The organism is Caenimonas sp. SL110, assembly GCF_001044395.1.
Classification (GTDB): Bacteria; Pseudomonadota; Gammaproteobacteria; order Burkholderiales; family Burkholderiaceae_C; genus Ramlibacter.
On the sequence record NZ_JANU01000008.1, the window covers coordinates 1 to 25,155 of the forward strand.

The window sequence follows — 25,155 nt, forward strand, 5'->3', positions numbered from 1 at the left end:
GCGCGATTTGCGGCAGGGGGCCGATTACTTCGCTTGATCCGCAATCCATGTATTCAACGGCCGTAGCCGCTTCGCGGTGGATGCCGGATCAAGTCCGGCATGACGGCGTGTGTTCAACCACCGTCCTGCCCGGCAATCAGTGCAAATCCAGCTTCGCCGTCTGACTCTGTTGCTTGCGATGCGCGATGCTCTTGAACGCAACGGCGCGTCCCAACAAAACCAGCACGACGATTCCGCTGACCATGCCGGCCGACACCGCATAACCACCTGCCACCACCGGGTCACCAGTGCCTTCGGTGAGCATGTACAGCGTGCTGAGCGCCATCACCAGCATCGCAACCGCCGCGACAAAAAACGCGAGGAAGTCACCCAGCGACACTTTCTGTCCGCAGCGCGCGCACGACGAAATGTCGCTGAAAAAAAGCTTGGGCACATTGAGCATCGTGGTGCACTGGGGGCAGCGGTAATGCATGTCGGGAGTTCCTCGCGAGGTGAACCCGTTTTATAGCGAGAAACATGCCCGATGGGAAGCACTCGGCCAGGGGGTGACAGCCCCTCAGGCTGGCGACAGCACCGTCCCCATCGCCTCGCCCAGCCGCACCGGCCGCGTGGGCGCCCAGTCCTTTTGAAAGGTCACGACGTTCTTCGGGAACAGCATCACCACCGTCGACCCCAACAGAAAGCGCCCCATCTCCGCACCTTTGGCAAGAACAATGTTCTGGTCGTCATAGCGCCAGTCGCGGATGTCGCGCGTGCGCGGCGGATTCACCTGCCCGTGCCAGACCGTCTCAACGCTGCCCACGATCGTGGCGCCCACCAGCACATTGATGAAGGGCCCGAAAGCCGTGTCGAACACGCACACCACCCGCTCGTTGCGCGCAAACAGGCTGGGCACATGGCGCGCCGTGAGCGGGTTCACCGAGAACAGGTCGCCGGGCACATAAATCATGCGCTTCAGGCGTCCTTCGCAGGGCATGTGGATGCGGTGGTAGTCCTTGGGCGCGAGGTACAGCGTGGCGAAATGACCGTGGTCGAACTGATGGGCAAGCGCCTGGTCGCCGCCGACCAGCGCGCGCGTCGAATAGCTGTGGCCCTTGGCCTGGAAAATCTGGTCGTGCTCGATGGGGCCGAACTGGCTGATCGCCGCATCCACCGGACACACCAGCGGCGCATCGGCGATCGGCCGCGCGCCGTCCCGCAGGGGCCGCGTGAAAAACTCGTTGAAGCTCTTGTAGCTCTCAGGCCGCGGGTCGGCCGCCTCCTGCATGTTCACCTTGTACTTCGCGATGAAGTTGCGAATGATCCAGTGCGTCAGCGCACCGCCTTGCATGCCGGCAACCAGCCCCGCAAACTGGGTGAGCAATCGCTTGGGCAGCAGGTACTGGGGCGTGACGGACAGGCGCGTGGACATGGGAGGCGGACGCGCGATCAGCGCAGATGAAGAGGACAGGCAGGAGTTTAGGCCCTCTGACACAATGGCGGGCCCGTTTGGCCAGTCCCTTGAGCCCATGAGCGAACTCCTTTTTGAAGCCCGCAACCTCAGCAAGCGCTACGGCAGCACAACCGTGGTCGATGACCTGTCGTTCGGCATCGCGCCTGGCGAATGCCTGGGGGTGATCGGCCCCAACGGTGCAGGCAAGACCACGACGATCCGCATGTCGCTGGGCCACACGGTGCCCGATGAAGGCACGGTGAGCGCGCTGGGCTTTTCGATGCCGCAGGATGCCCTGAAAATCAAGGCGCACCTGGGCGTTGTCACCCAGTTCGACACGCTGGACCCCGATTTTTCCTGCGCAGAGAACCTGCTCGTCTATGGCCGCTACTTCGGCATGAAAGACGCGCAGATCCGTGAACGCATCCCGCGCCTGCTGGAGTTCGCTGCGCTGTCGCACAAGGCCGATGCCAAACCGGGCGAACTGTCAGGCGGCATGCGCAGGCGACTCAGCCTGGCGCGCGCGCTGGTAAACGACCCCAAGCTGCTCCTGCTCGACGAGCCGACCACCGGGCTCGATCCGCAGGCGCGGCACCTCATGTGGGAGCGGCTTCAAGTGCTCTTGCAGCAGGGCAAGTCGATCCTGCTCACCACGCATTTCATGGATGAGGCCGAGCGGCTGTGCACGCGGCTGCTCGTGCTGGACCATGGCAAGAAGATCGCCGAGGGAAAGCCGCGCGATCTGATCGCCGAGCACCTGGAGCCGGATGTTGTCGAAGCCTACGGCATCGGCGCGCTCGACCTGGTGAATTCGCCTTTGAAGTCGCTCGCTGCGCGGGTCGAGGTCAGTGGCGAGACGGTGTTTTTCTACACGCAGGACGCAAGGGCACTGCTGGAGGCGCTTTCGGCGTATCCGCGCTTGCGCACATTGCACCGCCCGGCCAACCTGGAGGACCTGTTCCTCAAGCTCACCGGCCGGCAGATCAGGGAGGAAGGATGAACTCATTGACCCCGGCTGTCATTGCGGACTCGATCCGCAATCCAGAGTGCGACAGATCACGCGCCGTCGCCGCTGCGCGGTGGATGCCGGATCGAGTCCGGCATGACAGGTACCGGGGCTGTCATTGCGGGCTTGACCCGCAATCCATGACTTCGAGCGGCGCTGCCGCTTCGCAGTGCACGCCCGTTCGCGCGCGGCATGACAGGGCTTTCGCATGAACCCGTCCATCTGGCGCGCCCCCGACCTCTCCATGCGTTGGTGGCCCGTTTTCTTGCGCAACCTCCTCGTCTGGAAAAAGCTCGCGATCCCCAGCCTGGTCGGCAACATCGCAGAGCCGCTGATGTGGCTCGTTGCTTTCGGCTACGGCATGGGCGCGCTGGTCGGAACGGTGAAAGTAGGTGACACCCCCGTGCCCTACATCCTGTTCCTGGCCAGCGGCTCGATCTGCATGAGCGCGATGAACGCCGCTTCCTTCGAGGCGCTCTACTCCGCTTTCTCGCGCATGCATGTGCAAAAGACCTGGGACGGCATCATGAACGCGCCCATCAGCCTGGACAACGTCGTCATGGCCGAGATGCTGTGGGCCGCGTTCAAGTCCCTGTTTACCGTGACGGCGATCCTCGTCGTGATGCTGGCGCTCGGCATCACCCACAGCCCCAAACTGCTCGCTGCCTGGCCGGTGCTCGGCGCAGCCGGGATCACCTTTGCATGCATCGCGCTCATCTTCAACGCGCTGGCCAAGGGCTACGACTTTTTCACCTACTACTTCACGCTGTTCCTCACACCGATGATGTTCCTGTCGGGCATCTTCTTTCCCCGTGAGCAATTGCCAGAGGTGGTGCGAATCATCTCGGACTGGCTGCCGCTGACCAACGCGGTGGAACTCGTGCGGCCGATGTTCATGGACCAATGGCCGGCGCATCCGGTGCGGCATGCGCTCGTGCTGCTGGTGTACACCGTGGTCGCGTTCTGGATCGCGCTGGCCCTGACGCGCAAGCGCTTTCGCAGCTGAGCATCATGGCAGCGCCGCAGATTCCCGCAGACGTCGTGGCGCTGATGGCGCGCGGCATCTCGGTGATTGCCGCGTCGTGCGATGCGTCCTCGCGGCCATCGATCATGCGGGCGGTGGGCAGCCTGGTCGAAGACGAGGCAAAACCCGGATCGCTGCGCATCACCATCTTTGTCTCGCGCAGGCAATCGGCGCAGCTGGTGCAGGATGTCTCGGCCAATGGTCACATCGCCGTGGTGTTCAGCGAACCCGCGACGCACCGCACGGTGCAGGTCAAGGCCACGAAGGCCAGAGTGCGCAACGCTGCCGCCACCGACGAGCCCGCGCTTGCACGCTATCTGGCCTCGATGGAAATCGAGATCGCGCGTGTGGGTTACGGCCCGCACATGACCCGCGCAATGCTCGCGCACCGGCTCGAAGACCTGGTTGCGATCAGCTTCGCGCCCGAACAGGCGTTTGACCAGACGCCCGGCCCCAAGGCGGGCGCATCCCTGGATGAGGGCCGCGCATGACGTCGACCCAGCTGTTCGACATCCGGCCCTGCCTGGAAGGCGCGATCCCCGCGGTGATGGCGACCTGCTCTGCCGATGGCACGCCCAACGTCGCCTACATCTCGCAGGTCTACTACGTGGACGAGCGGCATGTGGCGCTGTCGTTCCAGTTCTTCAACAAGACGCGCCAGAACATACTGGCCAATCCGCGTGCGACGGTGCTGGTGACGCATCCGCGCACGGCCTCGTTCTATCGGCTGCACATTCGCTACCTTCGCACCGAAAGCCAGGGGCCGCTCTACGAAGGCATGAAAGCGCAACTGGCGGGCATCGCTTCGCACTCGGGCATGGACGGCGTGTTCAGGCTGCTCGGCTCCGATATCTACCTGGTCGAGCAGGTCGAGGCCGTGGAGGGCGACCCGCTGCCGGCGCCGCCGCCGCGCTCGGGCCTGTTGCAGGCTGTTCGCAGGTGCAGCGAAAAACTCTCGCGTTGCGCATCGATGGACGACGCACTCAACGCCGTGCTGGGCACGCTGGCCGATGGCGCCGGCGTGCAGCACGCGATGGTGCTGATGCTCGACAGCCTCACGCAGCGCCTGTACACCGTCGCGAGTGCGGGCTATCCCACGTCGGGTATCGGATCGGAAATCGGCGTGGGCCAGGGCGTGATCGGCGTGGCCGCGCGCGAACAGACACCGGTGCGGATCATGCACATGACCAACGCGGCCATCTACAGCCAGGCGATGCGCAGCAGCCTGGAGTCGAACGTGCCCGACCTCGATGCTGCAACCGAGATTCCATACCCCGGACTCGCGCAACCGCACAGCCAGCTGGCGGTGCCGGTGTTGTCTGCGGGACGGCTGCTGGGTGTGCTGTTCGTTGAAAGCCCGCTCGACCTGCAGTTCGACTACCAGGACGAAGACATGCTGGTCGCGATTGCCGGGCATCTCGGCGCGGCCATCGACCTGCTGCAGGTGACCACCGAAACGTCCGAGGCCAGTGCGCCCGCACCAGCCTCGCAATCACACACGCCCGGCGCAGCTTTGCAAGTGCGCCACTTCGCCAGCAACGACAGCATCTTCATCGACGACATCTACCTGATCAAAGGCGTGGCCGGCGCGATCTTGTGGAAGCTGCTGCGCGACTACACGCAGACCGGCCGCACCGAGTTCTCCAACCGCGAACTGCGCCTGGACGCTTCCATCGGCCTGCCGGATGTCAGCGACAACCTCGAAGCGCGGCTGGTGCTACTTCGCAAACGGCTGGCCGAGTTCGGGAGCGGTATCAGGGTTGAGAAGACGGGGCGGGGGCGGTTTGGGCTGTTGGTGCACAGGGCGATAGTGCTGAAGGATGGATGAAGTCGTTGCGAATATTTCGATAGTTTCGTATATTTCGACGATGAACCAACAAGTCCTGGACCCTGCCAGCGAAGCTGAAGCCGAAATGGCCGGTGCAGCACGAGCCTGCCTCGTCGCCGCCCTGGACCACTCGAACGCCAAGCAGATCAAGGTCACCATCGAACTTGACGGCGTCAGCGAAGCACCGGTGCTCACGCTGCCACCGCGCGCGCTCAGATTTCTTGCCGAAGTCCTGCGGCAAATGGCCAAGCGCGAACCCATGCTGCTGGTGCCGCAAAAGCTGGAACTGACGACGCAAGAAGCTGCAGCGCTCCTGAACGTCTCACGCCCCTTCGTCATCAAGGAAATACAGGCTGGCCGCATCAAGTGCAGGCTGGTCAATCGGCACCGCCGGATCGAGTTCGAAGAGCTCATGCGCTACCAGCAAGACCAGAAAAAGCGCTCAGAAGAAGCACTCGAAAAGTTGAGCAGGATTTCCAGCGAGATGGGTGAAGAACTCTGATGGCGGGAAGTGCGCGATATACGGCAGTGCTCGATGCCAACGTGTTGTACCCGGCCCTGCTGCGAGATCTCTTGCTAAGCCTTGCGCATGCAGATCTCTACAGCGCCAAGTGGACGCCACACATCAGGGACGAATGGACCCGTTCGCTATTGAGGGACAGGCCGACGATGACAGAGAAAATTCGAATGGCCGCCTCTGCAATGGAAGAAGCAATTCCCGACTGCCTCGTCACCGGCTACGAGCACCTCATCGAGGGGCTGACGCTTCCTGATCCGGACGACAGGCATGTACTTGCGGCTGCAATCGCCGGACATGCAGACGCGATCGTGACCTGGAACGAGAAAGACTTTCCGAACGAAGTCGTCGATGCATTTGGAATCGAACTACAGACTCCGGATGAATTCGTCCTGAATCAGATCATGTTGCGTGGGGCGGTAGCGCTCTCGGCGATCAAGGCGATGCGTGAGCGCTGGGGCAGACCGCAAGTCACCGCAGTGGCGCTTGTCGATCTGCTCGAAAAGAGGGGCCTGCCTCAAACCGCCGCCCACTTGCGCGACGTGGTCACGCTGATTTAAGTCGCATCAGTCAGCGCCCCAGCCCATTCACCAGCTTCGCCCATTCCCCCTCGGTCAGGTGCGGCCGGATCACATCCAGCGCCGCGCCAAACGCGGGAGCCGGTGCATTCGCGCGCATGTCGGCGAGCATGCCCACGCGCTCGGCGGGATTCATGAACGGCACCATCCAGCGCAGCACGCCCATCATCTCTTGCGGCGGGATGGATGCCACGAGTGCGCCGTGTACTTGCGCCAGTTCGGCGTCGGTGTAGCGTGCCCACAGCACGGCGTTGTGCGCGGTCTCTTCGACGTGCATGTGCTGGAAGTTATCGGCGATGAAGAGCGCCAGATTGCGATACAGGTTCTGCGCGCCCGCTGCACGAAGCTCCTGGGGCGCATTCAGCAAGGCGGTGCAGGCGTCTGCCAGCTGGCCGATGTGGCGTTCGTGGTCCTGGTGCTCGTGGCCGACCTGCGCCGACGCGCCGGGTGCGCGTGCCTCGATTGCCGTGTGCACGAAATCGTTTTCGTGCTTGAGGTGCGCACGACAGAAATCCATCAACTCCAGCACGCGCTGCGTGGTCTGCGCGAGTTCAAGTTCGTCATGGGCATCCATGCGCCCTACAGCCAGCAGCGTGTCGGCCATCAGCGCGCGCAGTGCCTTGTGGATGCCGGAGTACATATCCAGGCGCGGAGCCTGCGCTGCGGCGACGTGTTGCAGCTCTTTCTGATCGATGTTCATTGCAAGTTTCTTTCGTTCTTCTGGCGCAGCGCACCATGCCCTGCAAACCATGAACGCAAGTCTAGAAATCCGGATCGAAACGCGCCGCTAAGAATTGCTTAAGCAATTGCTAAAGAAATCTTAAATGGCGACCTGATGGCCATCGCGCTGGCTTTTTGGCTGTCATTGCGGACCTGATCCGCAATCCATCTTTGATCAAGCGCAGCTTCCGCTTCGCGGTGGATGCCGGATCGAGTCCGGCATGACAGCCCGAGAGGGACTGCGGACACGCTCAAACGCCCTGCTGTAAGCTGATGCCCCGGCCGCCATCCGGCCGGGTAAATTGATTTGATCGGAGCCAGGCATGACCTACCTTGAAACGCGCCGCCACGAGCTGCGCAAGCGCCGCATCCTTATGGTGGACGGCAACCTCACCACCAACTCCCAGACCGTCGAAGCCGGCGCCAGCGCGCGGGTTTATGACAGCGGCTATTGGGGCTTTGCATCCACCAACGACACCAGTCCTGCGGGCATTGCGCGCATCACCGCGCAGGCCCGGCAAAACGCACAGGCGATGGGCCGGTTCGGTGTGCGCGAGGCACAGCCCATGCCCGGCGGCAGCTACCAAGGCGAACACGTTTTCAACGGACGCCCCGCCATCGGCCAGAACGAATGCGTGCAGAAGATGTCGGAGATCACCGCGTTCTGTAAGGCCCGCTATCCAGCACTGAAATCCACACGCGTCCTGATGGGCGACGAGCATCACACCAAGCGCCTGACCACCAGCACCGGCAGCGATGTGATGAGCAGCATCCAGCGCGCGCTTTGCTATGTCATCTTCACCGCAGAAGGTGCCGACGGCGCACCGGTGGAGCTGATGGAGGTATTCAGCTGCAAGGGCAGCCTGGCCGACCTTGACCTGTCACCTGCCACGATCACACCTATCCTGGACAAGCTCAATGAACACGTGCAGGCCAAGTGCAACGCCGTGCCCGCGCGCGGCGGCGCGCAGACCGTCGTGATGGCACCCGAGCTCGCGGGCATGCTCGCGCACGAAGCAATGGGCCATCCGTGCGAAGCCGACCTCGTGCTCGGCGGCGCAGTCACCGCCAACCTGGTTGGCCAGCGTGTGGCCAGCGACCTCGTCACCATGATCGACGTGGCGCACACCTTCAACGGCCAAGAGGTGATGATCCCCGTCTATGCCGACGACGAGGGCACACCGTCGCGCGATGCGGTCCTGATCCACAACGGCATCCTCACCGAGTTCATGAACAGCCGCGAAACAGCAGCACGCATGGGCAAACCCACGACCGGCAGCGCACGCGCGTACTCGCCGTCGGACGAGCCGCTCATTCGCATGCGCAACACCGTCATCGTGCCGGGGCAGTCGAAGTTCGAAGACATGATCGCGGGCGTCGAAGACGGCTACCTGCTCATGAAGACCGCCAACGGCCAGGCCGACTCGACCACCGAGTTCATGTTCGGCATCACGCTCGCCTACGAAATCAAAAACGGCAAGGTCGGCCCCGCAGTGAAAGACACCACGCTCTCGGGCTCGGCCATCAAGGTGCTGCAAAGCGTCGATGCCGTGTCGGATGACCTCAGCTGGAACTGCAGCGGCTACTGCGGCAAGAAGCAACCGATGGTCGTGTCGATGGGCGGCCCCGCCCTTCGCGCCCGCGCACACCTGGGAGGCGAATGATGGAAGCCACACTCAAGAACGCAGCCCAGACCGCGCTGGAGCTGATGCGCAGCGCGGGCTTCGAGCATGCGCAAGTCACGGCGGCCCACACGCAGCTTGACGAATTGAACGTCGCGCACAACGAGCCGAGCCTGCTTCGCAGCGCCGAGTCGCACAAGCTCAGCCTGATGGGCATCGTCGAAGGCCGCGTTGCGAGCACCGAGATGGCCGACCTCAGTGCCGATGCGATGCGTGAACGCATCGCGGGCCTCTATGCCGATGCGAAGTCTGCGCCGCAGGACGATGCCAACGCCGTCTCCAGCAATCAGCGCGCACGCATCGTGCAGGGACCGCAGGAAGCAGACCGCGACCTGATGGCAGGCAAGATGGCCGAGCTGCTCGCCTTCAGGGCCACCGAGACGCCCAAGATGATGATCGACGAAGGCGATGCCAAGCACACGCTCAGGCGCTGGCACACGCTCACCACCGGCGGCAGCGATTTGTCCGGCAGCGTGGGTTGCTATTCGCTGGGTGCGTTCGGCACGGCGCGCGACGGCAATCAATCGAGCTCGTTCAACTACACCGGCGGCGACACCAACGACCTGGGCAGCGCGCCCGCGCAAGATCAGTTCGGCATGGGACAGATGCTGCGCGACACCGAGCGGCAGATCCACACGCAACCGGCAGGCGGCAAGTTTGTGGGCGACGTGGTGCTCACGCCCAATGCCGTGGCATCGCTACTCTCATGGCTGCAAGGGCAACTGTCGGACACGCAACTCATCTCGGGCAGTTCGCTCTATCGCGATAGCGTCGGACAGATCATCGCCTCGCCTCTGCTCACCGTGCGCAGCCGCTTCGACTCACCCGGCGTGGCCGCGATGTCGGGTGACGGCTTCGTCACGCCGGCCGTCACGCTGGTGGACAAGGGGCGATTGCTCGCGCTCACGCCTACGCTCTACGGCAGCCGCAAGACCGGCCTGAAACACGTGCCCGTGGCCGGTGGCGGCTGGGTAGTGGAAAGCGGTGCGACGCCATTGGCCGAGATGGTCGGTGGGGTGAAGCGTGGCGCGCTCGTCGGTCGGCTTTCCATGGGTTCGCCCGCAGCCAACGGCAACTTCTCGGGCGTCATCAAGAACAGCTTTCTCATCGAAGGCGGTGAGCTGGGCACGGCGCTTTCCGAAGTCATGATCGCGGGCAACATGGCGCAGATGCTCAAGGACATCGTTGCCGTCAGCCAAGAGGTCATCGACAGCGGCTCGCTCAGCCTGCCGTGGCTTCGCATCAACAACCTGCATTTCTCGTGAACGCGCCCACCACCACCGACGTGCCCGCCGAAGGCACGATCACCGTGGAGCGGCGCGGCCCGCTCCTGCTGATCGGCATCAACCGCCCTGCCAAGTACAACGGCTTCACGCCGCGCATGTTCCGCGAGCTTGGCCAGGCCTACACGCTGCTCGACGACGATGCGCAGCTGCGCGTCGGTGTGCTGCACGCATTTGGCAAACACTTCACGGCGGGACTGGACCTGCCGACCATCGCACCGCTGATGCAACGCGGCGAGAAGGCCATTCCACTGGGCCTGGTCGAGCCCACCGACCTGGGCACACCGGGTTACCGGCGTCGCACCAAGCCGATGGTGGTGGCGGTCAAGGGCATCACCTACACGCTGGGCATCGAGCTGATGCTGGCGGCTGACATCGTGATCGCTGCCGATGATTGCCGCTTCTCGCAGCTGGAGGTCAAGCGCGGGATCATGGCAACCGGCGGCGCGACGCTGCGCATGGCCGAGCGCGCCGGGTTGGGCAATGCACTGCTGCACCTGCTGACAGGCGATGAGTTCGGGAGTGCAGAGGCACTGCGGCTGAACTTCGTGCAGAAGGTCGTTGCTGCCGGGCAAGAGCTCGATGAGGCCCTTCGCATCGCGCAGGCGATCGCCGACCAGGCACCGCTGGCTGTGGTTGCGACGCGGCTCAATGCGCTCAAAGCGGTGGAGCAAGGGCCGCTCGCGGCGATGGAAGAGTTCATCGATGTGCAGGCGCGGCTTGCCAATAGCGAGGATGCAAAAGAAGGCGTGCGTTCTTTTGTGGAGCGCAGGGCGGCGCGGTTCGAGGGCAGGTGAGGCGCTAGCGGGTGGCGGCCCCGCAAAGGTCTGGTTGCAAGGGGTTTGAAGGTGCGGGCGGAACCCACGGGTTGGTGCAGTTACTGAATTGCCAGTTGCCATCCACACCCAAGAAAGCGCCCCTCATGACCTCCGCCCGTTCAGCCAGTGTTCCCCGTTTCGTATCGCCCACCAACCCCGCTTCGAATTCGTCCAGCCCATCTGCGCATCCCACGTCCTCGCCCAGCGACGCAGCCGAAGCTGATCACCTGACCTTCCATGTTCGCCCTCAGCAAGAAATAGAGCCGCTTCTGCTCGGGATTTTCGGAGACCGCGCCAGTTCTATCGAGTACGAGGCACGCCAGCACGCGGCGCGTACCGCCAGTCGCCGGTCTTGCCTGGTCGCCGCAGTGCAAGCCGGTTGCAATCGCGCCACCCGGATCTGTCGCAAGATGAGTCGCGAAGACCTCTTGCTTGCCGAGGCGGACGCGATTCAGAAGCGCTACGACAGGGCTTCCTGCCAGCTCAGGCAAGCCCGCGAGTCCCTGGACGCCAACTCCTGCGCGGCACTGGCGCTGGACGAGCGCTTGAAGCTGCAGGACGCGCTGGTAGAACGGGGTTTGTGCGCATCGCGGATGGCCCATTTGCGGTTGATGTGCAGCGTGGCGGGCATGCCCGAAGACAAGACCCCGTTTCTTCGGATCGACCTTGTGCATCGCACCGAGCTGGAGGTGCAGGGCCTGCTTCGCTAGTCGCCCCACTAAACGCCCAGACTTCAAAAACGACACTTTTGTGTCGTTTTTCTTACTCATCATTGAATTGATATGAGTACTCAGGTAGTCTCTGCATACTTTTGGCTTCATAGCCCATACCAATGCATTCGACCTGTGACCCTTCCGATGTGTTGGCGCCGTCCCTCCGGACCTCCAAAGCGCCGCCAGTCCAGCAAACCCCGCCCCTTGTCTTCATCCTGAGTTCTGTCCGATCGGGCTCGACTTTGCTCAAGTCGATGCTCGATTCGCATTCCCGAATCTTTGCACCGGCGGAGCTGCATCTGCTGCCATTCGATCACCTGGGGGATGCACAAAAACAGCTCAACGGCACGGTGCTCGGCCGTGGATTGGAAGAAGCCGCAGTCAGGCTGGTTGGCGAGGCGACGGCAGCGCAGATCGTCGCATCGTTTCACGCGAATAAAACCCCGGTGCCGCAGATCTACCAGTGGCTGCAAGCACAACTGGAAGGCCGCTACCTCGTCGACAAGTCGCCGTCGTACCTGGGCAATCCGCGCATCCTGCAAAGAGCGGAAACCGTGTCCGGGTCAAAGCCGCTCTACATCTTCCTGACGCGCCATCCCTTCGACGTATTCGACTCATTCATCAACAACGGGTTCGACCGCCTGATGCGCATCCTGCGCCTGAACTATGAGCGGATCCGCAAACAGGCGCAGCCCGGCCTTTCGGACTGGGTGATTCCCTATCACCCCTCGCCAGAAAATCGCTGCAAGACATCTCTTGAAATTGCGCAGGCAACTTATGCCAATGCCAACCGGACGGCCCTGGAATTTCTGCAGACCATTCCAGCCGACCGTCAGGTGACTCTGACCTATGAAAACCTGGTGCACGCGCCCCGGGCAGAGCTGGAAAAAATCTGCCGCCTGCTGAAGATCGATTTTGAAAGCGCAATGCTTTCACCCTACGCGGGAACACTGCCGCAAGAAACAGTGGTCGATCCCAAGTTCTACCTGCACCAGGAAGTCACCACCGGGCGTGCCATGAAATGGCAAGAGCGGGCGGACGCCTGGCTGGATGAGACCTACTCGGCCGAGACGGTCAAGGTGGCATCGGACATGGGCTATGACCTTTCGCGCGCTGCCTCACGCATGCCACTGACGCCTGCTCAAGCGGTGTTCCTTAAATCGAATGGCGCGGCCGCGCACTTCTGCCTGGTCATGACAACCACGCGGCAGGGCGAAGCCGGGCTTGTAGAGAAGCTGCGCACGCGCCTGCCGGCGCTATTGCAGGCCTTTCCCGGCCTGCGTCATTGCCTGGTGCAGCACGAAGGACGCTGGTCGCAAAAGTGCGTGCCCTTGCGCAGCTTTGCGCTGCCGCTGCTTCACGAAACCTTCGAGTCAGGCGCGGCCGGTCAACAGGCTTTCGCCGAACGCGTGAGCGCGCTGGAGCAAGGCATGCGCCTTGACCAGGCCCCGCTGTTTCGCGTGCTGATCGGCCAATTTGGCGACAGCGACTATCGCATCGCCTATGTGTTTCATCACTTGCTGGCCGACGGCAAGGCGCTGCTGGCTTTCCACGAGGCGCTGTGGTCTGAAGCTGCCTTGCCTGCGCAATCGCCGATGGACTACACCACCGACATGCAGCGCCTGCGCAAGAACTATCCACTGGCGCAGGCCAGGGCCGCACTCGAAAACCTGATCGCGCCATGTTCGCCCTTGCCGGTACACGAAACAAGCGAGCGCTGCGTCATCACACGCCACGTCGCCTACCCCGGCGACAAGCGCTATCGCTTTCATGAGTGCGCCCTGGCACTGGAGCAGGCCTATCGCGCGATCTACCCGCAGGATTGCGCTGTCATTGCCCATCGCGTTCATCGCAGGCGAATCGACAACCAGCACGACTACACGGGTCTGGTGGCCTGGCTGGCTGGCGATGTGCCGGTGGCCTGCGCTGCACAGGCGAGCGTTGCCGAGCACAGCCGCCGCATGAAACGCGAGATGAAAGACTGGACGGCGTTGTCGCTGGCCTACGACTGGCTGTATCTGGATGACCAGTTGCCCTCGCTCAACCAGCGCGTGCGGCTGCGCCTGAACTACTTTCCGGTCCCCGATGGCGACCTGCACGATACGCAGATCGACCTGCACCAGTCGGGCGCGATGACCGATGACTACCAGATCGACTTCATCGTGCGCGACCACCAGACGCGCGCCGAAATCATCGTGCGCTTCCTGCAGCCCGCCGTGGCGCGGACCGAAGCACACGACCTGCTTGAACACTGGGCGCTTGCCCTGGAAGGAATGCACTGATGCGCGACCCCATCTACCATCCATTTGCGGGCGTCACCTTCGCGCAGTGGTGGTCCATCCTGGCCCAGAACGGACTGCGGATTCACGACGCAAAAAAGTTTGCCTGGCTCACGGCCAAGAGCATCCGCAACTCTTTCGAAGCAGCCAGTGAAGCCCGGCAATACGGAGCGCAAATCGGGGCGCACCCGATCGCGCAGCCGCCCATCTTCATCGTGGGCCATTGGCGCAGCGGAACCACGCACCTGGAAAACATCCTGTGCCAGGACCCGGCGTTCGGCTATCTCAATGTCATCCAGTCGATCTATCCCTATTCGTTTCTGACGCGAGGCGATGCCTACGCAGGGCGCTTTGTGCAGACTAAGCGCTACATGGACAACGTCGCGTTGGCCGCAAAGTCGCCTTCCGAAGAAGAAGTGGCGCTCGCGGTACTGGCACCCGGCAGCTTCTGGCACGGCTACTACTTCCCCAAGAAGATGGATGACTACTTTGACCGCTATGTGCTGTTCAAGGGCATCGCAGACCACGAATTGACCGGCTGGAAAAATGCCTATGACTACCTGCTGCGCAAACTGTCGTTCGCGCAGCAGGGCAAGCCATTGCTATTGAAGAACCCGCCCAACACCAGCCGCATTTCGGTGTTGAAGGCGATGTTTCCCGGTGCGAAGTTTGTTCATATCCATCGCAACCCTTATGAGGTGTTCGTCTCACGCATGGCGCAGTTCAACAAGGCTGTGCTCAAGAAGGCGCTGCAGCCGATCACGCGCGACGAATGGCACGCGCGCACCCTGCGCTATTACGTGGACATGATGGATGCGCACCTTGAGCAGCGCAAAGACCTGCCGGACCATCAGTACGTTGAAGTGTCTTTTGATGAACTGCGCCGCGCGCCGCTGGCCACCATCGAAAAGATCTACAGCCAGCTTCAGATTGAAAGCTTCGGCACGGCCCAAGCCCCCATCAAGGCCTACCTGCAAACCCTGGGCTCGTACGAGCAGAACCAGTACCAGATGGACACGGCGCTCACCGACCTGATCTATCAGCACTGGCACCGGACGATCGACATGTGGGACTACAAGACATGATTTTTCCTGAAACCTTTGGTGCGTTGGTCACACCTGAAACCAGCACCCTCGACCCCGCCACCTTGCAAGAGCAACTGCTCCACAAAAAAGCTTTGCTTTTTCGGGGCTTTGGGTTTTCTCCTGAGAGCTTTTGCGAGTTTTCGGAAACCCTGGGCGATGGCTTCATGGACTACCAGGGCGGTGCGTTCGAGCGCAAGGCGATCAACAAGAATCCCACGCTGCTGTCAGTGACCGGCGAAGGCCAGAGCTTTGCGGTGCCGTTTCACGGCGAGATGTACTACCGGCGACACAAGCCGGAACTGCTGTGGTTCTACTGCGCGGTCGCCCCTGCGCTCGGTGGTGAGACCACCCTGTGCGACGGCGCCGAGTTCTTCGCCCGGCTGTCCAGCCAGACGCAGCATCTGTTCCTGAAACGCCGCATCGCCTACATCCGCAGCTACAGCCCGCAGCAGTGGCCCCTGATTTATCAGACCAGCGACCAGAACGAGGTTCGCGCCGTGTGCGACCGCAACGGCCTGCAATGCCACATCGATGCAGCAGGACAGCTGCAGACACGTTACGAAACCTCGGCAGTCGTTCATGACGCCAGCGGCCGTGCGATGTTCATCAACAACGTGCTGCCCATCCTGACGCAAGAACGCCTGTGGCAGCTTCAAAACAACCGCGTGCGCCTGGCACCCGATGAACCCATCTCCGACGCGGTGTTCCAGGAACTGATGGACGTTTCCAGAGCGCTGCAAGTGGCGATCCCCTGGCAGGCAGGCGATGTGGTGCTCGTGGACAACCGGCGCCTGATGCACGGACGCCGCGAGATCAAGGACCTCAACAGAAAAGTGCTGGTTCGCATGTCGAATTGCAAACAGCTGCAACCCGCTGAAGCGTGACCAATCAAATGCTTGAGAGAACTGCCATGTGGGCCAACCGCCACGGTGATGTATTGAATTCAGATTACCTTGATTGCGGGGCGGGTCCGCACGTCGACTTGCAGTGGCGCGCGCTCAAGAACATTCCAGCGGCAACAGTGGCTTGCTACAACGCAACCGGACACATCTTTGTTTCCACCCTGAATGCACCCACAGAGGATGCGGGATGCCTGTGGTGTTTGAACGAGGACGGGCACGTGCTCTGGCACACCGGAACACGGGTGCGGGCCAGCCTGACATCTCCCGCCGTGACGCAAGCCGGCAGTGTGGTCGTCGCAGATGGCGCGCATCTTTTCCATTGGGCGGTGAGCGGCGAGTTGCTGTGGCAGGTTCCGTTTGCGCATGAGACGGCGGGCGTGATGATTGCGCCGCAGGGACAGATCGTTGTGCTGGGTATCGATGGTTGCCTGGCGGTGTTCGATGCCGGGCAAGGCACACAGCTCCATGCACTTCGTCTTGAAAGCGTGCCGATGGCGCAAGGCGTGTGGCACTCGCACATGCGCGGCCGCGCGGGCGAGGGCATGCGGGCGCGACTGCAGCAACGCGGGGTCGATGCGTCTTACGTGGACACGGGCATACGGCGTTTTCTGGGGATCGGCGTGGCGGCAAAGAATGTGCCTGCACTGCATCCGCACAGCGGCCGCATCTTCATCGCGGCAGCTGGCGAAACAGCCGACAGCGGCATCCTGTACGGCATCGACCTGCTGAATCTGGAGCGTGCATTCAAGGTGTCGATGGGACCCGGATGCGACACCAGCCCGGCGCTGTCTTTCGACCTGAGCCAGGTCTTTTGCGCGGATCAGGGCGGATGCATCACCTCGCACGCCACGGACGACGGGCGGGTGTTGTGGTCAACACCCTTGCCCGGAACCTCGTCTGCATCGCCGAACCCGACTCCCGATGGCCGACTCTATATTTCGATCAAATCGGATGTCGTCTGTTTGTCGGCGACAGGTGAAGTTTTGTGGACGTCGGAGTTGAAGAAGCAGACCGGCGCTGATGTGCAGATCAACTCGGTGTTGTGCGTGAACCGGCAGTTCATTTATTGCGTGGCTGCTTTGGGGCAGGCGTCAGCGGACCGTGGATTTGTGCCCGCTGCGCATGCCCTGCTATCGCTCGATCGATTGACCGGGCAGATCGTTTCGCGCACAGCGTTGGCGCATGAGAGTGTGTGCACCCTTTCGATGTGGCCGGATGGAAGCGTGCTCGTGCCGAGCAAGCCGTTTTTGTATGAGGCGCGAGATCCTGAGTTTTTTGGGTTGGCGAAATATCGGGTCAGGCCGGGCGGCGCATTGTCCTGACGCCAGCCCGACGAAGAACTGTGGCCCCCGTCTCTCCGGGAGAGATGCTGGATAAGGAATTCCTGAAGCCGCTGGGCTTGACGAAGTACCGCTTGGCCAACGACATTGGAGTGCCCGCGCAGCGCATTGGCGACATCGTCGCGGGCAAGCGCGCCATCACCGCCGACACTGACTTGCGGCTGTGCCGTTACTTTGGATTGAGCGACGGCTGGTGGATTCGCGGCCAGGCTAACTACGACACCGCCATCGCGCGCGCGGCGATGGGCGAGACCCTGGCTCGCATCCCGCGTTGCTAATTGCTGGCTGCTTGAAAAGCACGTAACGCCCGCAGCGAGGATGCATCGGATCAGGCGACATCGTGCACGGCAAGGCTGCCACGGCAATCAGCAGTTCTCCGAACGCATCTGTGCGGGCAACGGCGTTACCTGATTTCTCAAATTCGCCTGCTGAACCAACCGGAAGCATGCTGCTGACGGCACTACATGCTCCGCCTCATGTGAGTGCTAGCGATGGAGCGTTCCTAAACTTCACATTCACTGAAAGGCCCGCCAAGCCATCAATAAAAGCTTTCAAAGCATCGGCTTGCGCCGCCTTCTCCGCAACGGTGGCGGCCTCGCGATGTGCCAAGGTCTTTGGCACGATTTCGGCGATCTGTTGCGGGCTCAGGCCTGCTCCGCTCAGGCCTTCCATGAATGCGGTCACTGTCGCCACGTGCCCGCCGTACAGCGCATAGTACAAGCCGGAATTACCGTCGGACTTTCTCGCGGCGACAATTTCGGTGACCTGTTGCGGGCTCAGGCCTGCTCCGCCCAGTCCATTCATCAACGCTTTTACCGTGGCGGCGTGCCCACGCCGCAGTGCTGAGTACATGCCGGGGTACCCGCCAGAACCCTTGGCGGTAACTATGTCGAAAATCTCCTGCGGATTGAGGCCGCCACTCTTCACGCTATTCATCACCGCACTCACCGCAGCACTGTCGCCTCTTTTCAGCGCACCCCTGAGGGTGCGCCCCCAGTCGGAGACGCTGACCGCCACGCTGTCGTCGATCCGTTGCTTCGTGTTCACTGGCGTCCCTGCGACGACGATTTCCACGATTTCGTGTTCACTGAACCCAAGATTCTCCAAACCGTTCGTGAACGCAGTCGCTGCATCCGTGTGCCCTTTCTCCAGTGCCAGATGCAGGCCGGAGTCCCCATTCGAGTTCTTGGCAGCGACGATCTCAGCAATCCGTCTCGAGCGAAGACCCGCTCCGGCCAAGCCGCTCATGAATGCCGTCACTGTGGCTGCGTGTCCCTGGTCGAGTGCAAAGTTCAAGCCCGGGGTCCGGTCAGAACCCTTCGCATCAAAAAGTTCGGCGATCTTTTGCGGGCGCAGGCCTGCGCCCTTCACGCCGTCCATGTAAGCAGTCACGGTAGCTGCGTGCCCATTGCAAAGCAAAACGCAAAAGCCGCGCGTTCCATCCCGACTCTTGGCGGCTACGATTTCGGCGATCTGGTCCGGGTTGAGGTCCGCCCCTATCAAGCCGCTTATGAAAGCCGTCACTGCTGCTTTGTGCCCGAAATACAGTGCGTAGTAGAGGCCGGGACTCCCTTGACGATCCTTGGCGGAGACAATCTCGACGGTCTGCTGCCGGCTGAGGCCGCTACGCTTAAGGCCGTCCATGAACGCCGTCACCGCAGCGGCGTGCCCGTCCTGCAGCGCCATGTACAAGCCCGGAGTCCCGTCAGCATCCTTGGCAGCGACGATTTCGGCGATCCGATGCGTGCCTAGCCCGGCACTCAGTAAGCGGTTCATGACTGCACTCACCGCAGTCGCGTTGCCATCAACAAGCGCGGCGTAAAGATCGGCCTTTAGATCCGAGCCCTCACCGGTCCTGCTGCCGTCGATCTGTGGCTGCGTGATGTGCTTTGCTGGCCCCTGCTTCGCCTCATGGGTCGATGCGAAACTCTTCACTGGCACTTGGGCCCCTGTGAGTTCGGCGATCGTCCCGGAGTCCAACCCAAGCCCGCCAAGACCCCTCGTGAAGGCCGCCACCGCAGCGGTGTGCCCGTTCTTCAGCGCCAGTTGCACGCCATGTTCGTGCTCAGGGTCCTTGACCGCAACCAGCTCTGTGATCTGTTGTTGGCTCAGGCCCAGGTGCTGGAGTCCGCTCAGGTACGCACCCACCGATTCGCTCTGTCCCTGGGCCAACGCAAAGTGCAGCCCCGACACGCCATCCGAGTCAAGGGCTGAAACAGCATGGGCAATCTGTGCCGCGTTGAGGCCCAGGTCCTTCACGATGTTCATGAATGCGGCCACCGTGTCTGGATAGCCGTCTTGCAGCGCAAAGAACAGGCCCGAGTCGCCGTCGGAGCTTTTGGGGGTCACGAGTTCGGCGATCTGGTGCGGGCGCAGGCCCAGGCCTTTCAAGCGGCTGATGTATGCAACCACCGTCTCCGTCTGTCCGTCCTGCATCGCAAAGTACAGGCCCGGATCACCGTCGGAGTTCCTGGCAGCAAGGAGCCGGTGCAACTGCTGGGGGCTCAGGCCCTGGTCCGCCAGCGCGTCCATGAACGCTGCTACTGCGGCGGTGCGACCGTGCTGCAACGCGAAATACAAGCCGGGTGTGCCGTTGGCGTTTCTGGCCGTAGCGGCGCAAGCGAAGTCCTGGGGGTTGGGACAGGCCTTCTTCAAGCCATTCATCAAGGCAGCGACGTCCGCCGCGCGCCCCTGCTCCAGGGCGCTGAATAGCTGCGCGGGCTTGTCAGCCGCATCGCCTGCGGCTGACACTTCCGGTACGGCCACGGCATTTGCTTCTTTTGATGGTGGCAGCTTCATTTCTGCTGCGGGAACATGAATGGAAACGGGTGGCGTCGGTGGGGCCTGGTGATCGATCACCGTGACACCTACTTCACGCAACGCATTCGTAAGTACGCGCCTGACGGGTTCGCTCAGATGCGCAGCCAGCTCAAGAGCGCGTGCTTCATCGGTACACATCGGTGCCAGGCGGTCCCGTTCGCGACGCAAGGCCGTCAATTCTTCGTGCTGCAAGCCGCGAGCAGGAAAACGCTCCTTCAGCTTCACGTCGTCGCCAATTGCCTGATTGACGTCATTGATAAAGAGTTGCTGGCGCACGCCTGCGTTTGGGTTGGCGTTCGGCCGTGCAGCCACGGTGTTGAAGGCCGCGGCCTTTCCTTGGGAAGAGGTCGGCGACAGCCGGGCGCTGGAAGTTGATTGCATGGTTAAAGATCGTTCTTGCAGTAGGTTTTTTATTGAGAGACGGCGTCGACAGTCGTCGGCTGAATATGCCGGCGCAGTTCTGCGATGTGCTTGCCCAGCGGCTCTTCGATTCTTGCCAGTTGGGCGGGCGTGATGAGGTGCTGCCGTTGCAGCCATGTCAAGCCCAGCCCGTAGGCCTCCAGGGCCTCGATTCGCGCTGTTTTTGAGGCGCCCGTATGGCTGGCCGATGGACCCGGCAACGGCACGTCGACGATGTTGATGATGTGCGACTTGCTGAGGCCTGCGCCCTGCAGGCCGTCCATGAAGGCCTTCACTGCGGCGGGGCGCCCCTCAGCCAGCGCGCAATACAGGCCAGACGCATCGTCAGCGCCCCTGGCAGCGACGATGTCGGCGATCTGTTTCGAGCTGAGGCCGAGTTTGCTCAGACTGTCCATGAAGGCGGTCACCACAGCGGCTTTGCCTGCATACATCGCGAAATACAAACCAGGTGCATGGTTCGCGTCCCGGGCAGCGACGATGTCGGCGATCTGTTTCGAGTTAAGGCCAATTTTCACAAGGCCGTCCATGAATGCCGTCACTGCACCTGCGCTGCCGAATTTCATCGCAAAGGACAAGCCAGGAATTCCGTCGGCATCCTTGGCGGCGAGGAGATCGGCCACCTGCTCCCGGCCCAGACCGGCTCCTCGCAGGCTTTCCATCAACCCTTTGGCGGTGTGCGCTTCGATCAAGGCCATGAAGGCGTTGACGATGGGGCCTTGTCCTTCAATGAGCGCCCAGCACAAGTTGGAGGTTCCGTCGGGGCTACGGGCTGCGACGATGTCAGCGACATGTTGCGCGCCGAGGCCTGCGCCCTTCAGGCCGTCCATGAACGCCATCACCGCGCCGGTGTGGCCCGCGTACAGCGCACGCTGAAGGCCGGAGCGGCCCTTGTGGTCTGTGGCAAGCACGAGGTTCACGAACCGGTCCGGGTGGCCGTTGCATACCTGCTTCAAGCTGCGCATGGCCGCACTCACCACCGCGCCGTCGTTACCCCGCAGCGCGTCGTAGAGATCGTTCGACAACGCTGCGTCGCTACCGACTACATGGGACGCTACCGGCACGGCCTGGTAATCGGCGACCGTGAAACCGGCCGCTTGAAGCGCGCCCGTGACCAGACGCCTGACGGGCTCGCTGAGATGCTCGGACAGGACAAGGGCGGCGGCTTGATCGGTACACATCGGCGCTACGCGGTCCCGTTCGCGGTGCAAGGCGGTCAACTCTTCATGCGCAAGGACGTGCGAGGCATCGTGCGCTTTGAGCGTTGCATCGTCTCCAATGGCCTGGTTGATGTTGTCGATGAAGAGTTGCTGGCGCACGCCTTCGGTTGCGTTCGCATGCGCATAGGGCGGTGCCGCTGCGGTGTTGAAGGTGATGGTTTTCGGGGAAGCGGTCGGGGACAGACGGACGCTGGAAGTTGAGTGCATGGTGAAAGATCGTTCTTGCAGGAGCCGCTCGTGCGGGTGAGAGGGGGTGAGACGTGCCGCCGGTGCTGCAGCCGGGCGGCGGGAAAGCGCAACATCACTGCTGACACTGACTTGCGGCTGTGCCGGTAGGTCGAAGCGAGCGACGTCTGGTGGCTTCGCGGCCAGGCCAGCTACGGGTTCCCTGCCCCGCGCCGACAAGACGCTCAGCTGCGCAGTTCTGCGATCCGCCTTGAAGTTGCCTCTGCGATCAGATTGATCTGTACGCCGGCGTAAAGCCCCCTGCTACGGCGATGCGTGGAGAGCAAACCCTGCTTGAAGGCCTCCAAGGTATGTGCCAGCCTCATTCTCTGCATAAAGTCGCCCGACACGCCCGGCAACTCCACACGCACGATTTTCAAGATATCCAGGTCGAGCTCGGCATCTTTCAGGCCTTCCATAAATGCTGTCACTACAGGTGCGTCTCCATGACGAAGCGCCACGGACAAGCCCAGGTTCCCGTCGGAATCCTTGGCAGCAAGGATTTCGGCGACCTGCTCCTCGCTCAGGTCTAATCGTCTCAGGCCTTCCATGAACGCCGTCACTGCTGCTGCTCGTCCGCTTTGCAGCGCAAATTGCAACCCAGGAATTCCGTCAGACGTCTTGGCGGAAACGATTTCAGCAACTTGCAGTGCGCTGAGGCCCGCTCGGCTCAGGCCTTCCATGAACGCCGTCACTGCTGCTGCGTGCGCCTCCTGGAGCGCAAGCACCAAGCCAGGGTTCCCACCGAAACTCTTGGCGGCGACGATTTCTGCAACTTGCTGCGGGCTGAGGCCTGCTCCCCTTAGGCCTTCCATGAACGCCGTCACTGCTGCTGCGTGTCCTAAGAGAAGCGCCGCATACAAGCCAGGGTTCCCATCGGAACCATTCGCAGTCACGATTTGGGCAACTTGGCGCGGGCTGAGGCCGACTGCTCTCAGGCCGTCCATGAACGCTGTCACTGCTGCTGCCTGTCCTTGTTGAAGCGCCACCCGCAAACCGGGGGTCCCATCAGAATCTTTGGCAGCCACGATTTCGCCAACTTGCTGCGGGTGAAGACCTGCTCCTCTCAGGCCTTCCATGAACGCCGTCACTGCTGCTGCGTGGCCTTCTTGCAGCGCGAAGAACAGGCCAGGGTGCCCATTGGAATCTTTGGCGGCAACGACTTCGGCAACTTGCTGCGCGCTGAGGCCTGCTCCTCTCAGGCCTTCCATGAACGCCGTCACTGTTGCTGCGTGTCCGTCCTGGAGCGCAAAGAACAAGCCAGGGGTCCCGTCAGACTTCTTGACAGCCACGACCACGATGTCGGCAACTTGCTGCGGGCTCAAGCCTACTCGTCTGAGGCCTTCCAGGAACGCCGTCACTGCTGCTGCTTGTCCGTTTTGCAGCGCAATGTACAAGCCAGGGGTCCCATCAAAAAGTTTGGCGGCGACGATTTCGGCAACTTGCTGCGGGCTCAGTCCGGCTCCTCTGAGGCCTTCCATGTACGCCGTCACTGCAGCGGCGTGTCCCTCAGTCAGCGCAGAGTACAGGCAAGGGTCTCCGGCAGAATTCTTAGCTGCGACGATTTCGGCAACTTGCTGCGCACTGAGCCGTGCTGCTCTCAGGCCTTCCATGAACGCTGTCACTACAGCAGCGCGTCCACTACTCAGCGCAGTGCACAAGACAGAGTCCCCATCAGAGTCTTTAACGGCGACGATGTCGGCAACTTGCTGCGGGTTGAGGCCTGCTCTGCTCAGGCCTTCCATGAACGCCGTCACTGCTGCCGTGTGATCGTTCACAAGCGCGATGGGCCAACCCGCGGTCCCGTCAGACCTCCTGGCAGTCACGATTTCGGCAACTTGCTGCGCGCTGAGGCCCGTTCCCCTCAGGCCCTCCATGAACGCCGTCACTGCAGCCGAACGCCCGTTGGAAAGCGCCAAATACAAGCTAGGCCTCCCACGGGAATCCTTGGCGGCCACGATGTCGGCAACTTGCTGCGAGCTGAGACCTGCTCCCCTTAGGCCTTCCATGAACGCCGTTACTGCAGCTGCGTGCCCGTCATTCAGCGCAAAGCACAAGCCAGTGCCCCCGTCAGGCCGCTTGGCGGCGACGATGTCGGCGACTTGATCCAGGCTGAGGCTTGCTCCTCTCAGACCGTCCATGAACGCCGTCACTGCAGTTGGGTGCCCGCCCCCCACCGCCCAGTACAAACCAGGTTTCCCCGCAGCATCTTTAGCCCCGAGGACTTCGGCGACTTGCTCCGCGCTAAGACCTGCTCCCTTCAGCCTGGCCATGATCGCGCTCACCACAACGCCGTCGCCATCTTTCAGCGCCACGTAAAGGTCGGCCCTTAAATCCCTGCCCTTGCGCGCCTTACTGTCGTCGATCTGTTGCTGCGTGATGCAAGGGCCTGCTCCAAAGAGCGCCGCGTCCACTATATCTGCAGGCTGCTGCGGCTCCGCCGCTCGCGCAGCCTCAACCGCTGCAAGCGCGTATGCCAGCTCCGGCCCATCCTTGCTCTCCGCGACCCGTGGCAGCACTGGCAATGCCGCCACGTTCGCGCGGCACGTCAAACCCAGCCGCGCCAACTGAGTCACGATCTCAGCCGACAGGTCCACCGTTACGGTGGTGGCGCCTTCCATCACCGCATCCACCACCGCGTCCTTCGCCCGGCTGGCCGCGCGATAGCTGTCCCGGCCTTCCGTGAGTGCCTGCTTGCAGTGGCGGCTCAGCACGTCTTCAATCTCTGGCAGATGCAGTTGCGGATTCACGCTGGCAGCAGGCACTGCCACCGGGTTGACGGGAACAGCGGGTAGATGACTCATCTCAGGTCCGACCACGTCGTCCTCATCCTCGTCATCTGGCGGCGGCTTCTTCATCTCCGCTGCGCGAACATGAACGGATACCGGCGGCGCCTCTTGCTGTGCCTGGCGATCGACGACGGTGAGGCCCAACCGGCGAAGCGCCTGCGTGATGACGCGCCTGACGGGTTCGCTCAGATGAGGTGCCAAGTCCAGGGTGCCAGTTGTATCAGCGCACATGGGCGCCAAGCGGTCCCGTTCGCGAAGCAAGGCCATCAGGTCTTCATGCGCCAGACCTTGGGAGGGGTACCGCTCTCTGAGCCGGGCATCGTCTCCAATCGCCTGATTGATGCCGTCGATGAAGAGTTGCCGCACATCCGGGCCGTCCGTCGTGCCCGGTTGTGCCGCCGGGATATTGGATGCGTTGAATTGGTAGGCAGAGCGCAGGGGCAACTGTGCGCTGGAAGCTGGGGTCATGGTGAAAGA

The 25,155-nt window shown here is 62.2% G+C and carries 21 protein-coding genes; 15 read left to right on the forward strand and 6 right to left on the reverse strand.

From position 1 onward, the window contains the following. Window positions 1-136: 136 nt before the first annotated feature. Together AQ12_RS05670 and asd are read right to left on the reverse strand one after the other, a co-directional pair. Entirely contained in the window at window positions 137-472 is a 336-nt protein-coding gene (locus tag AQ12_RS05670) for a hypothetical protein (RefSeq protein ID WP_152682686.1), read from the reverse strand. A gap of 84 nt (window positions 473-556) precedes the next feature. Next, window positions 557-1,411, reverse strand: coding sequence for an archaetidylserine decarboxylase (gene asd, locus AQ12_RS05675; RefSeq protein WP_048438912.1), 855 nt, complete (start codon window positions 1,409-1,411; stop codon window positions 557-559). Window positions 1,412-1,508: 97 nt separating this feature from the next. On the opposite strand from asd, the gene AQ12_RS05680 reads away from it, so the two are divergent. The 6 genes from AQ12_RS05680 (at window position 1,509) to AQ12_RS05705 (ending at window position 6,367) form a co-directional block, all read left to right on the forward strand. After that, complete coding sequence (locus tag AQ12_RS05680) at window positions 1,509-2,432, forward strand: ATP-binding cassette domain-containing protein (protein ID WP_048438913.1); 924 nt, start codon at window positions 1,509-1,511, stop codon at window positions 2,430-2,432. 214 nt (window positions 2,433-2,646) lie between these two features. Next, window positions 2,647-3,444, forward strand: a complete 798-nt coding sequence (locus tag AQ12_RS05685) for an ABC transporter permease (RefSeq protein WP_048438914.1) — start codon at window positions 2,647-2,649, stop codon at window positions 3,442-3,444. Between the two features lie 5 nt (window positions 3,445-3,449). Next, on the forward strand, window positions 3,450-3,953 hold the full coding sequence (locus AQ12_RS05690; protein ID WP_048438915.1) for a pyridoxamine 5'-phosphate oxidase family protein: 504 nt from the start codon (window positions 3,450-3,452) through the stop codon (window positions 3,951-3,953). Continuing rightward, a complete protein-coding gene (locus AQ12_RS05695) occupies window positions 3,950-5,290 on the forward strand; it encodes a GAF domain-containing protein (RefSeq protein WP_048438916.1) in 1,341 nt (446 codons plus the stop codon). The genes AQ12_RS05690 and AQ12_RS05695 overlap by 4 nt, the downstream gene beginning before the upstream one ends. Window positions 5,291-5,330: 40 nt before the next feature. Further along, entirely contained in the window at window positions 5,331-5,792 is a 462-nt protein-coding gene (locus AQ12_RS05700) for a helix-turn-helix domain-containing protein (RefSeq protein ID WP_048438917.1), read from the forward strand. Window positions 5,793-5,818: 26 nt separating this feature from the next. Continuing rightward, a complete protein-coding gene (locus AQ12_RS05705) occupies window positions 5,819-6,367 on the forward strand; it encodes a PIN domain-containing protein (protein WP_238587661.1) in 549 nt (182 codons plus the stop codon). A 10-nt stretch (window positions 6,368-6,377) separates the two neighbouring features. On the opposite strand, the gene AQ12_RS05710 is transcribed toward AQ12_RS05705, so the two are convergent. Then, window positions 6,378-7,085, reverse strand: a complete 708-nt coding sequence (locus AQ12_RS05710) for a hemerythrin domain-containing protein (RefSeq protein ID WP_048438919.1) — start codon at window positions 7,083-7,085, stop codon at window positions 6,378-6,380. Window positions 7,086-7,428: 343 nt separating this feature from the next. Here AQ12_RS05710 and AQ12_RS05715 point away from each other — a divergent pair, with 343 nt between their 5' ends. The 9 genes from AQ12_RS05715 to AQ12_RS05755 all read left to right on the forward strand — a co-directional run bounded on the left by AQ12_RS05715 (window position 7,429) and on the right by AQ12_RS05755 (window position 17,485). After that, window positions 7,429-8,769, forward strand: a complete 1,341-nt coding sequence (locus AQ12_RS05715) for a TldD/PmbA family protein (protein WP_048438920.1) — start codon at window positions 7,429-7,431, stop codon at window positions 8,767-8,769. After that, complete coding sequence (locus AQ12_RS05720; protein ID WP_048438921.1) at window positions 8,769-10,052, forward strand: metallopeptidase TldD-related protein; 1,284 nt, start codon at window positions 8,769-8,771, stop codon at window positions 10,050-10,052. Before AQ12_RS05715 ends, AQ12_RS05720 begins: the two co-directional genes overlap by 1 nt. Further along, entirely contained in the window at window positions 10,049-10,867 is an 819-nt protein-coding gene (locus tag AQ12_RS05725) for a crotonase/enoyl-CoA hydratase family protein (protein ID WP_048438922.1), read from the forward strand. The genes AQ12_RS05720 and AQ12_RS05725 overlap by 4 nt, the downstream gene beginning before the upstream one ends. Before the next feature lie 431 nt (window positions 10,868-11,298). Further along, window positions 11,299-11,598: a hypothetical protein gene (locus tag AQ12_RS05730; protein ID WP_048438923.1), complete on the forward strand. Its 300-nt coding sequence runs from the start codon at window positions 11,299-11,301 to the stop codon at window positions 11,596-11,598. 122 nt (window positions 11,599-11,720) lie between these two features. Continuing rightward, complete coding sequence (locus AQ12_RS05735; protein ID WP_082151420.1) at window positions 11,721-13,883, forward strand: sulfotransferase; 2,163 nt, start codon at window positions 11,721-11,723, stop codon at window positions 13,881-13,883. Then, a complete protein-coding gene (locus AQ12_RS05740; protein ID WP_053076562.1) occupies window positions 13,883-14,965 on the forward strand; it encodes a sulfotransferase in 1,083 nt (360 codons plus the stop codon). Before AQ12_RS05735 ends, AQ12_RS05740 begins: the two co-directional genes overlap by 1 nt. Then, the gene (locus AQ12_RS05745) at window positions 14,962-15,849 is read left to right on the forward strand and encodes a TauD/TfdA family dioxygenase (RefSeq protein ID WP_053076563.1); all 888 of its coding nucleotides are present in this window, start codon (window positions 14,962-14,964) and stop codon (window positions 15,847-15,849) included. The genes AQ12_RS05740 and AQ12_RS05745 overlap by 4 nt, the downstream gene beginning before the upstream one ends. Before the next feature lie 53 nt (window positions 15,850-15,902). Beyond that, window positions 15,903-17,189 carry a PQQ-binding-like beta-propeller repeat protein gene (locus AQ12_RS05750; protein WP_161798982.1) on the forward strand — a complete coding sequence of 429 codons (1,287 nt, stop codon included), beginning with the start codon at window positions 15,903-15,905 and terminating at the stop codon, window positions 17,187-17,189. A 20-nt stretch (window positions 17,190-17,209) separates the two neighbouring features. Next, on the forward strand, window positions 17,210-17,485 hold the full coding sequence (locus tag AQ12_RS05755) for a HigA family addiction module antitoxin (RefSeq protein ID WP_255352446.1): 276 nt from the start codon (window positions 17,210-17,212) through the stop codon (window positions 17,483-17,485). Window positions 17,486-17,681: 196 nt separating this feature from the next. Here the strand turns inward: AQ12_RS05755 and AQ12_RS05760 are convergent, their stop codons facing one another. The 3 genes from AQ12_RS05760 to AQ12_RS05775 form a co-directional block, all read right to left on the reverse strand. Next, the gene (locus AQ12_RS05760) at window positions 17,682-20,408 is read right to left on the reverse strand and encodes a hypothetical protein (RefSeq protein ID WP_152682687.1); all 2,727 of its coding nucleotides are present in this window, start codon (window positions 20,406-20,408) and stop codon (window positions 17,682-17,684) included. A gap of 29 nt (window positions 20,409-20,437) precedes the next feature. After that, entirely contained in the window at window positions 20,438-21,871 is a 1,434-nt protein-coding gene (locus AQ12_RS05770) for a hypothetical protein (RefSeq protein WP_048438929.1), read from the reverse strand. A 203-nt stretch (window positions 21,872-22,074) separates the two neighbouring features. After that, window positions 22,075-25,146 carry a hypothetical protein gene (locus AQ12_RS05775; RefSeq protein ID WP_048438930.1) on the reverse strand — a complete coding sequence of 1,024 codons (3,072 nt, stop codon included), beginning with the start codon at window positions 25,144-25,146 and terminating at the stop codon, window positions 22,075-22,077. Between the last annotated feature and the right edge of the window lie 9 nt (window positions 25,147-25,155).

Bases quoted from the DNA above. Each gene is read 5' to 3' on its own strand.
- AQ12_RS05720 (WP_048438921.1), top strand. From the start codon at position 8,769: ATGGAAGCCACACTCAAGAACGCAGCCCAGACCGCGCTGGAGCTGATG.
- AQ12_RS05730 (WP_048438923.1), top strand. From the start codon at position 11,299: ATGAGTCGCGAAGACCTCTTGCTTGCCGAGGCGGACGCGATTCAGAAG.
- AQ12_RS05685 (WP_048438914.1), top strand. From the start codon at position 2,647: ATGAACCCGTCCATCTGGCGCGCCCCCGACCTCTCCATGCGTTGGTGG.
- AQ12_RS05775 (WP_048438930.1), bottom strand. From the start codon at position 25,146: ATGACCCCAGCTTCCAGCGCACAGTTGCCCCTGCGCTCTGCCTACCAA.
- AQ12_RS05690 (WP_048438915.1), top strand. From the start codon at position 3,450: ATGGCAGCGCCGCAGATTCCCGCAGACGTCGTGGCGCTGATGGCGCGC.
- AQ12_RS05740 (WP_053076562.1), top strand. From the start codon at position 13,883: ATGCGCGACCCCATCTACCATCCATTTGCGGGCGTCACCTTCGCGCAG.
- AQ12_RS05695 (WP_048438916.1), top strand. From the start codon at position 3,950: ATGACGTCGACCCAGCTGTTCGACATCCGGCCCTGCCTGGAAGGCGCG.
- AQ12_RS05715 (WP_048438920.1), top strand. From the start codon at position 7,429: ATGACCTACCTTGAAACGCGCCGCCACGAGCTGCGCAAGCGCCGCATC.
- AQ12_RS05700 (WP_048438917.1), top strand. From the start codon at position 5,331: ATGAACCAACAAGTCCTGGACCCTGCCAGCGAAGCTGAAGCCGAAATG.
- AQ12_RS05735 (WP_082151420.1), top strand. From the start codon at position 11,721: ATGCATTCGACCTGTGACCCTTCCGATGTGTTGGCGCCGTCCCTCCGG.
- AQ12_RS05745 (WP_053076563.1), top strand. From the start codon at position 14,962: ATGATTTTTCCTGAAACCTTTGGTGCGTTGGTCACACCTGAAACCAGC.
- AQ12_RS05670 (WP_152682686.1), bottom strand. From the start codon at position 472: ATGCATTACCGCTGCCCCCAGTGCACCACGATGCTCAATGTGCCCAAG.
- AQ12_RS05680 (WP_048438913.1), top strand. From the start codon at position 1,509: ATGAGCGAACTCCTTTTTGAAGCCCGCAACCTCAGCAAGCGCTACGGC.
- AQ12_RS05770 (WP_048438929.1), bottom strand. From the start codon at position 21,871: ATGCACTCAACTTCCAGCGTCCGTCTGTCCCCGACCGCTTCCCCGAAA.
- asd (WP_048438912.1), bottom strand. From the start codon at position 1,411: ATGTCCACGCGCCTGTCCGTCACGCCCCAGTACCTGCTGCCCAAGCGA.
- AQ12_RS05710 (WP_048438919.1), bottom strand. From the start codon at position 7,085: ATGAACATCGATCAGAAAGAGCTGCAACACGTCGCCGCAGCGCAGGCT.
- AQ12_RS05760 (WP_152682687.1), bottom strand. From the start codon at position 20,408: ATGCAATCAACTTCCAGCGCCCGGCTGTCGCCGACCTCTTCCCAAGGA.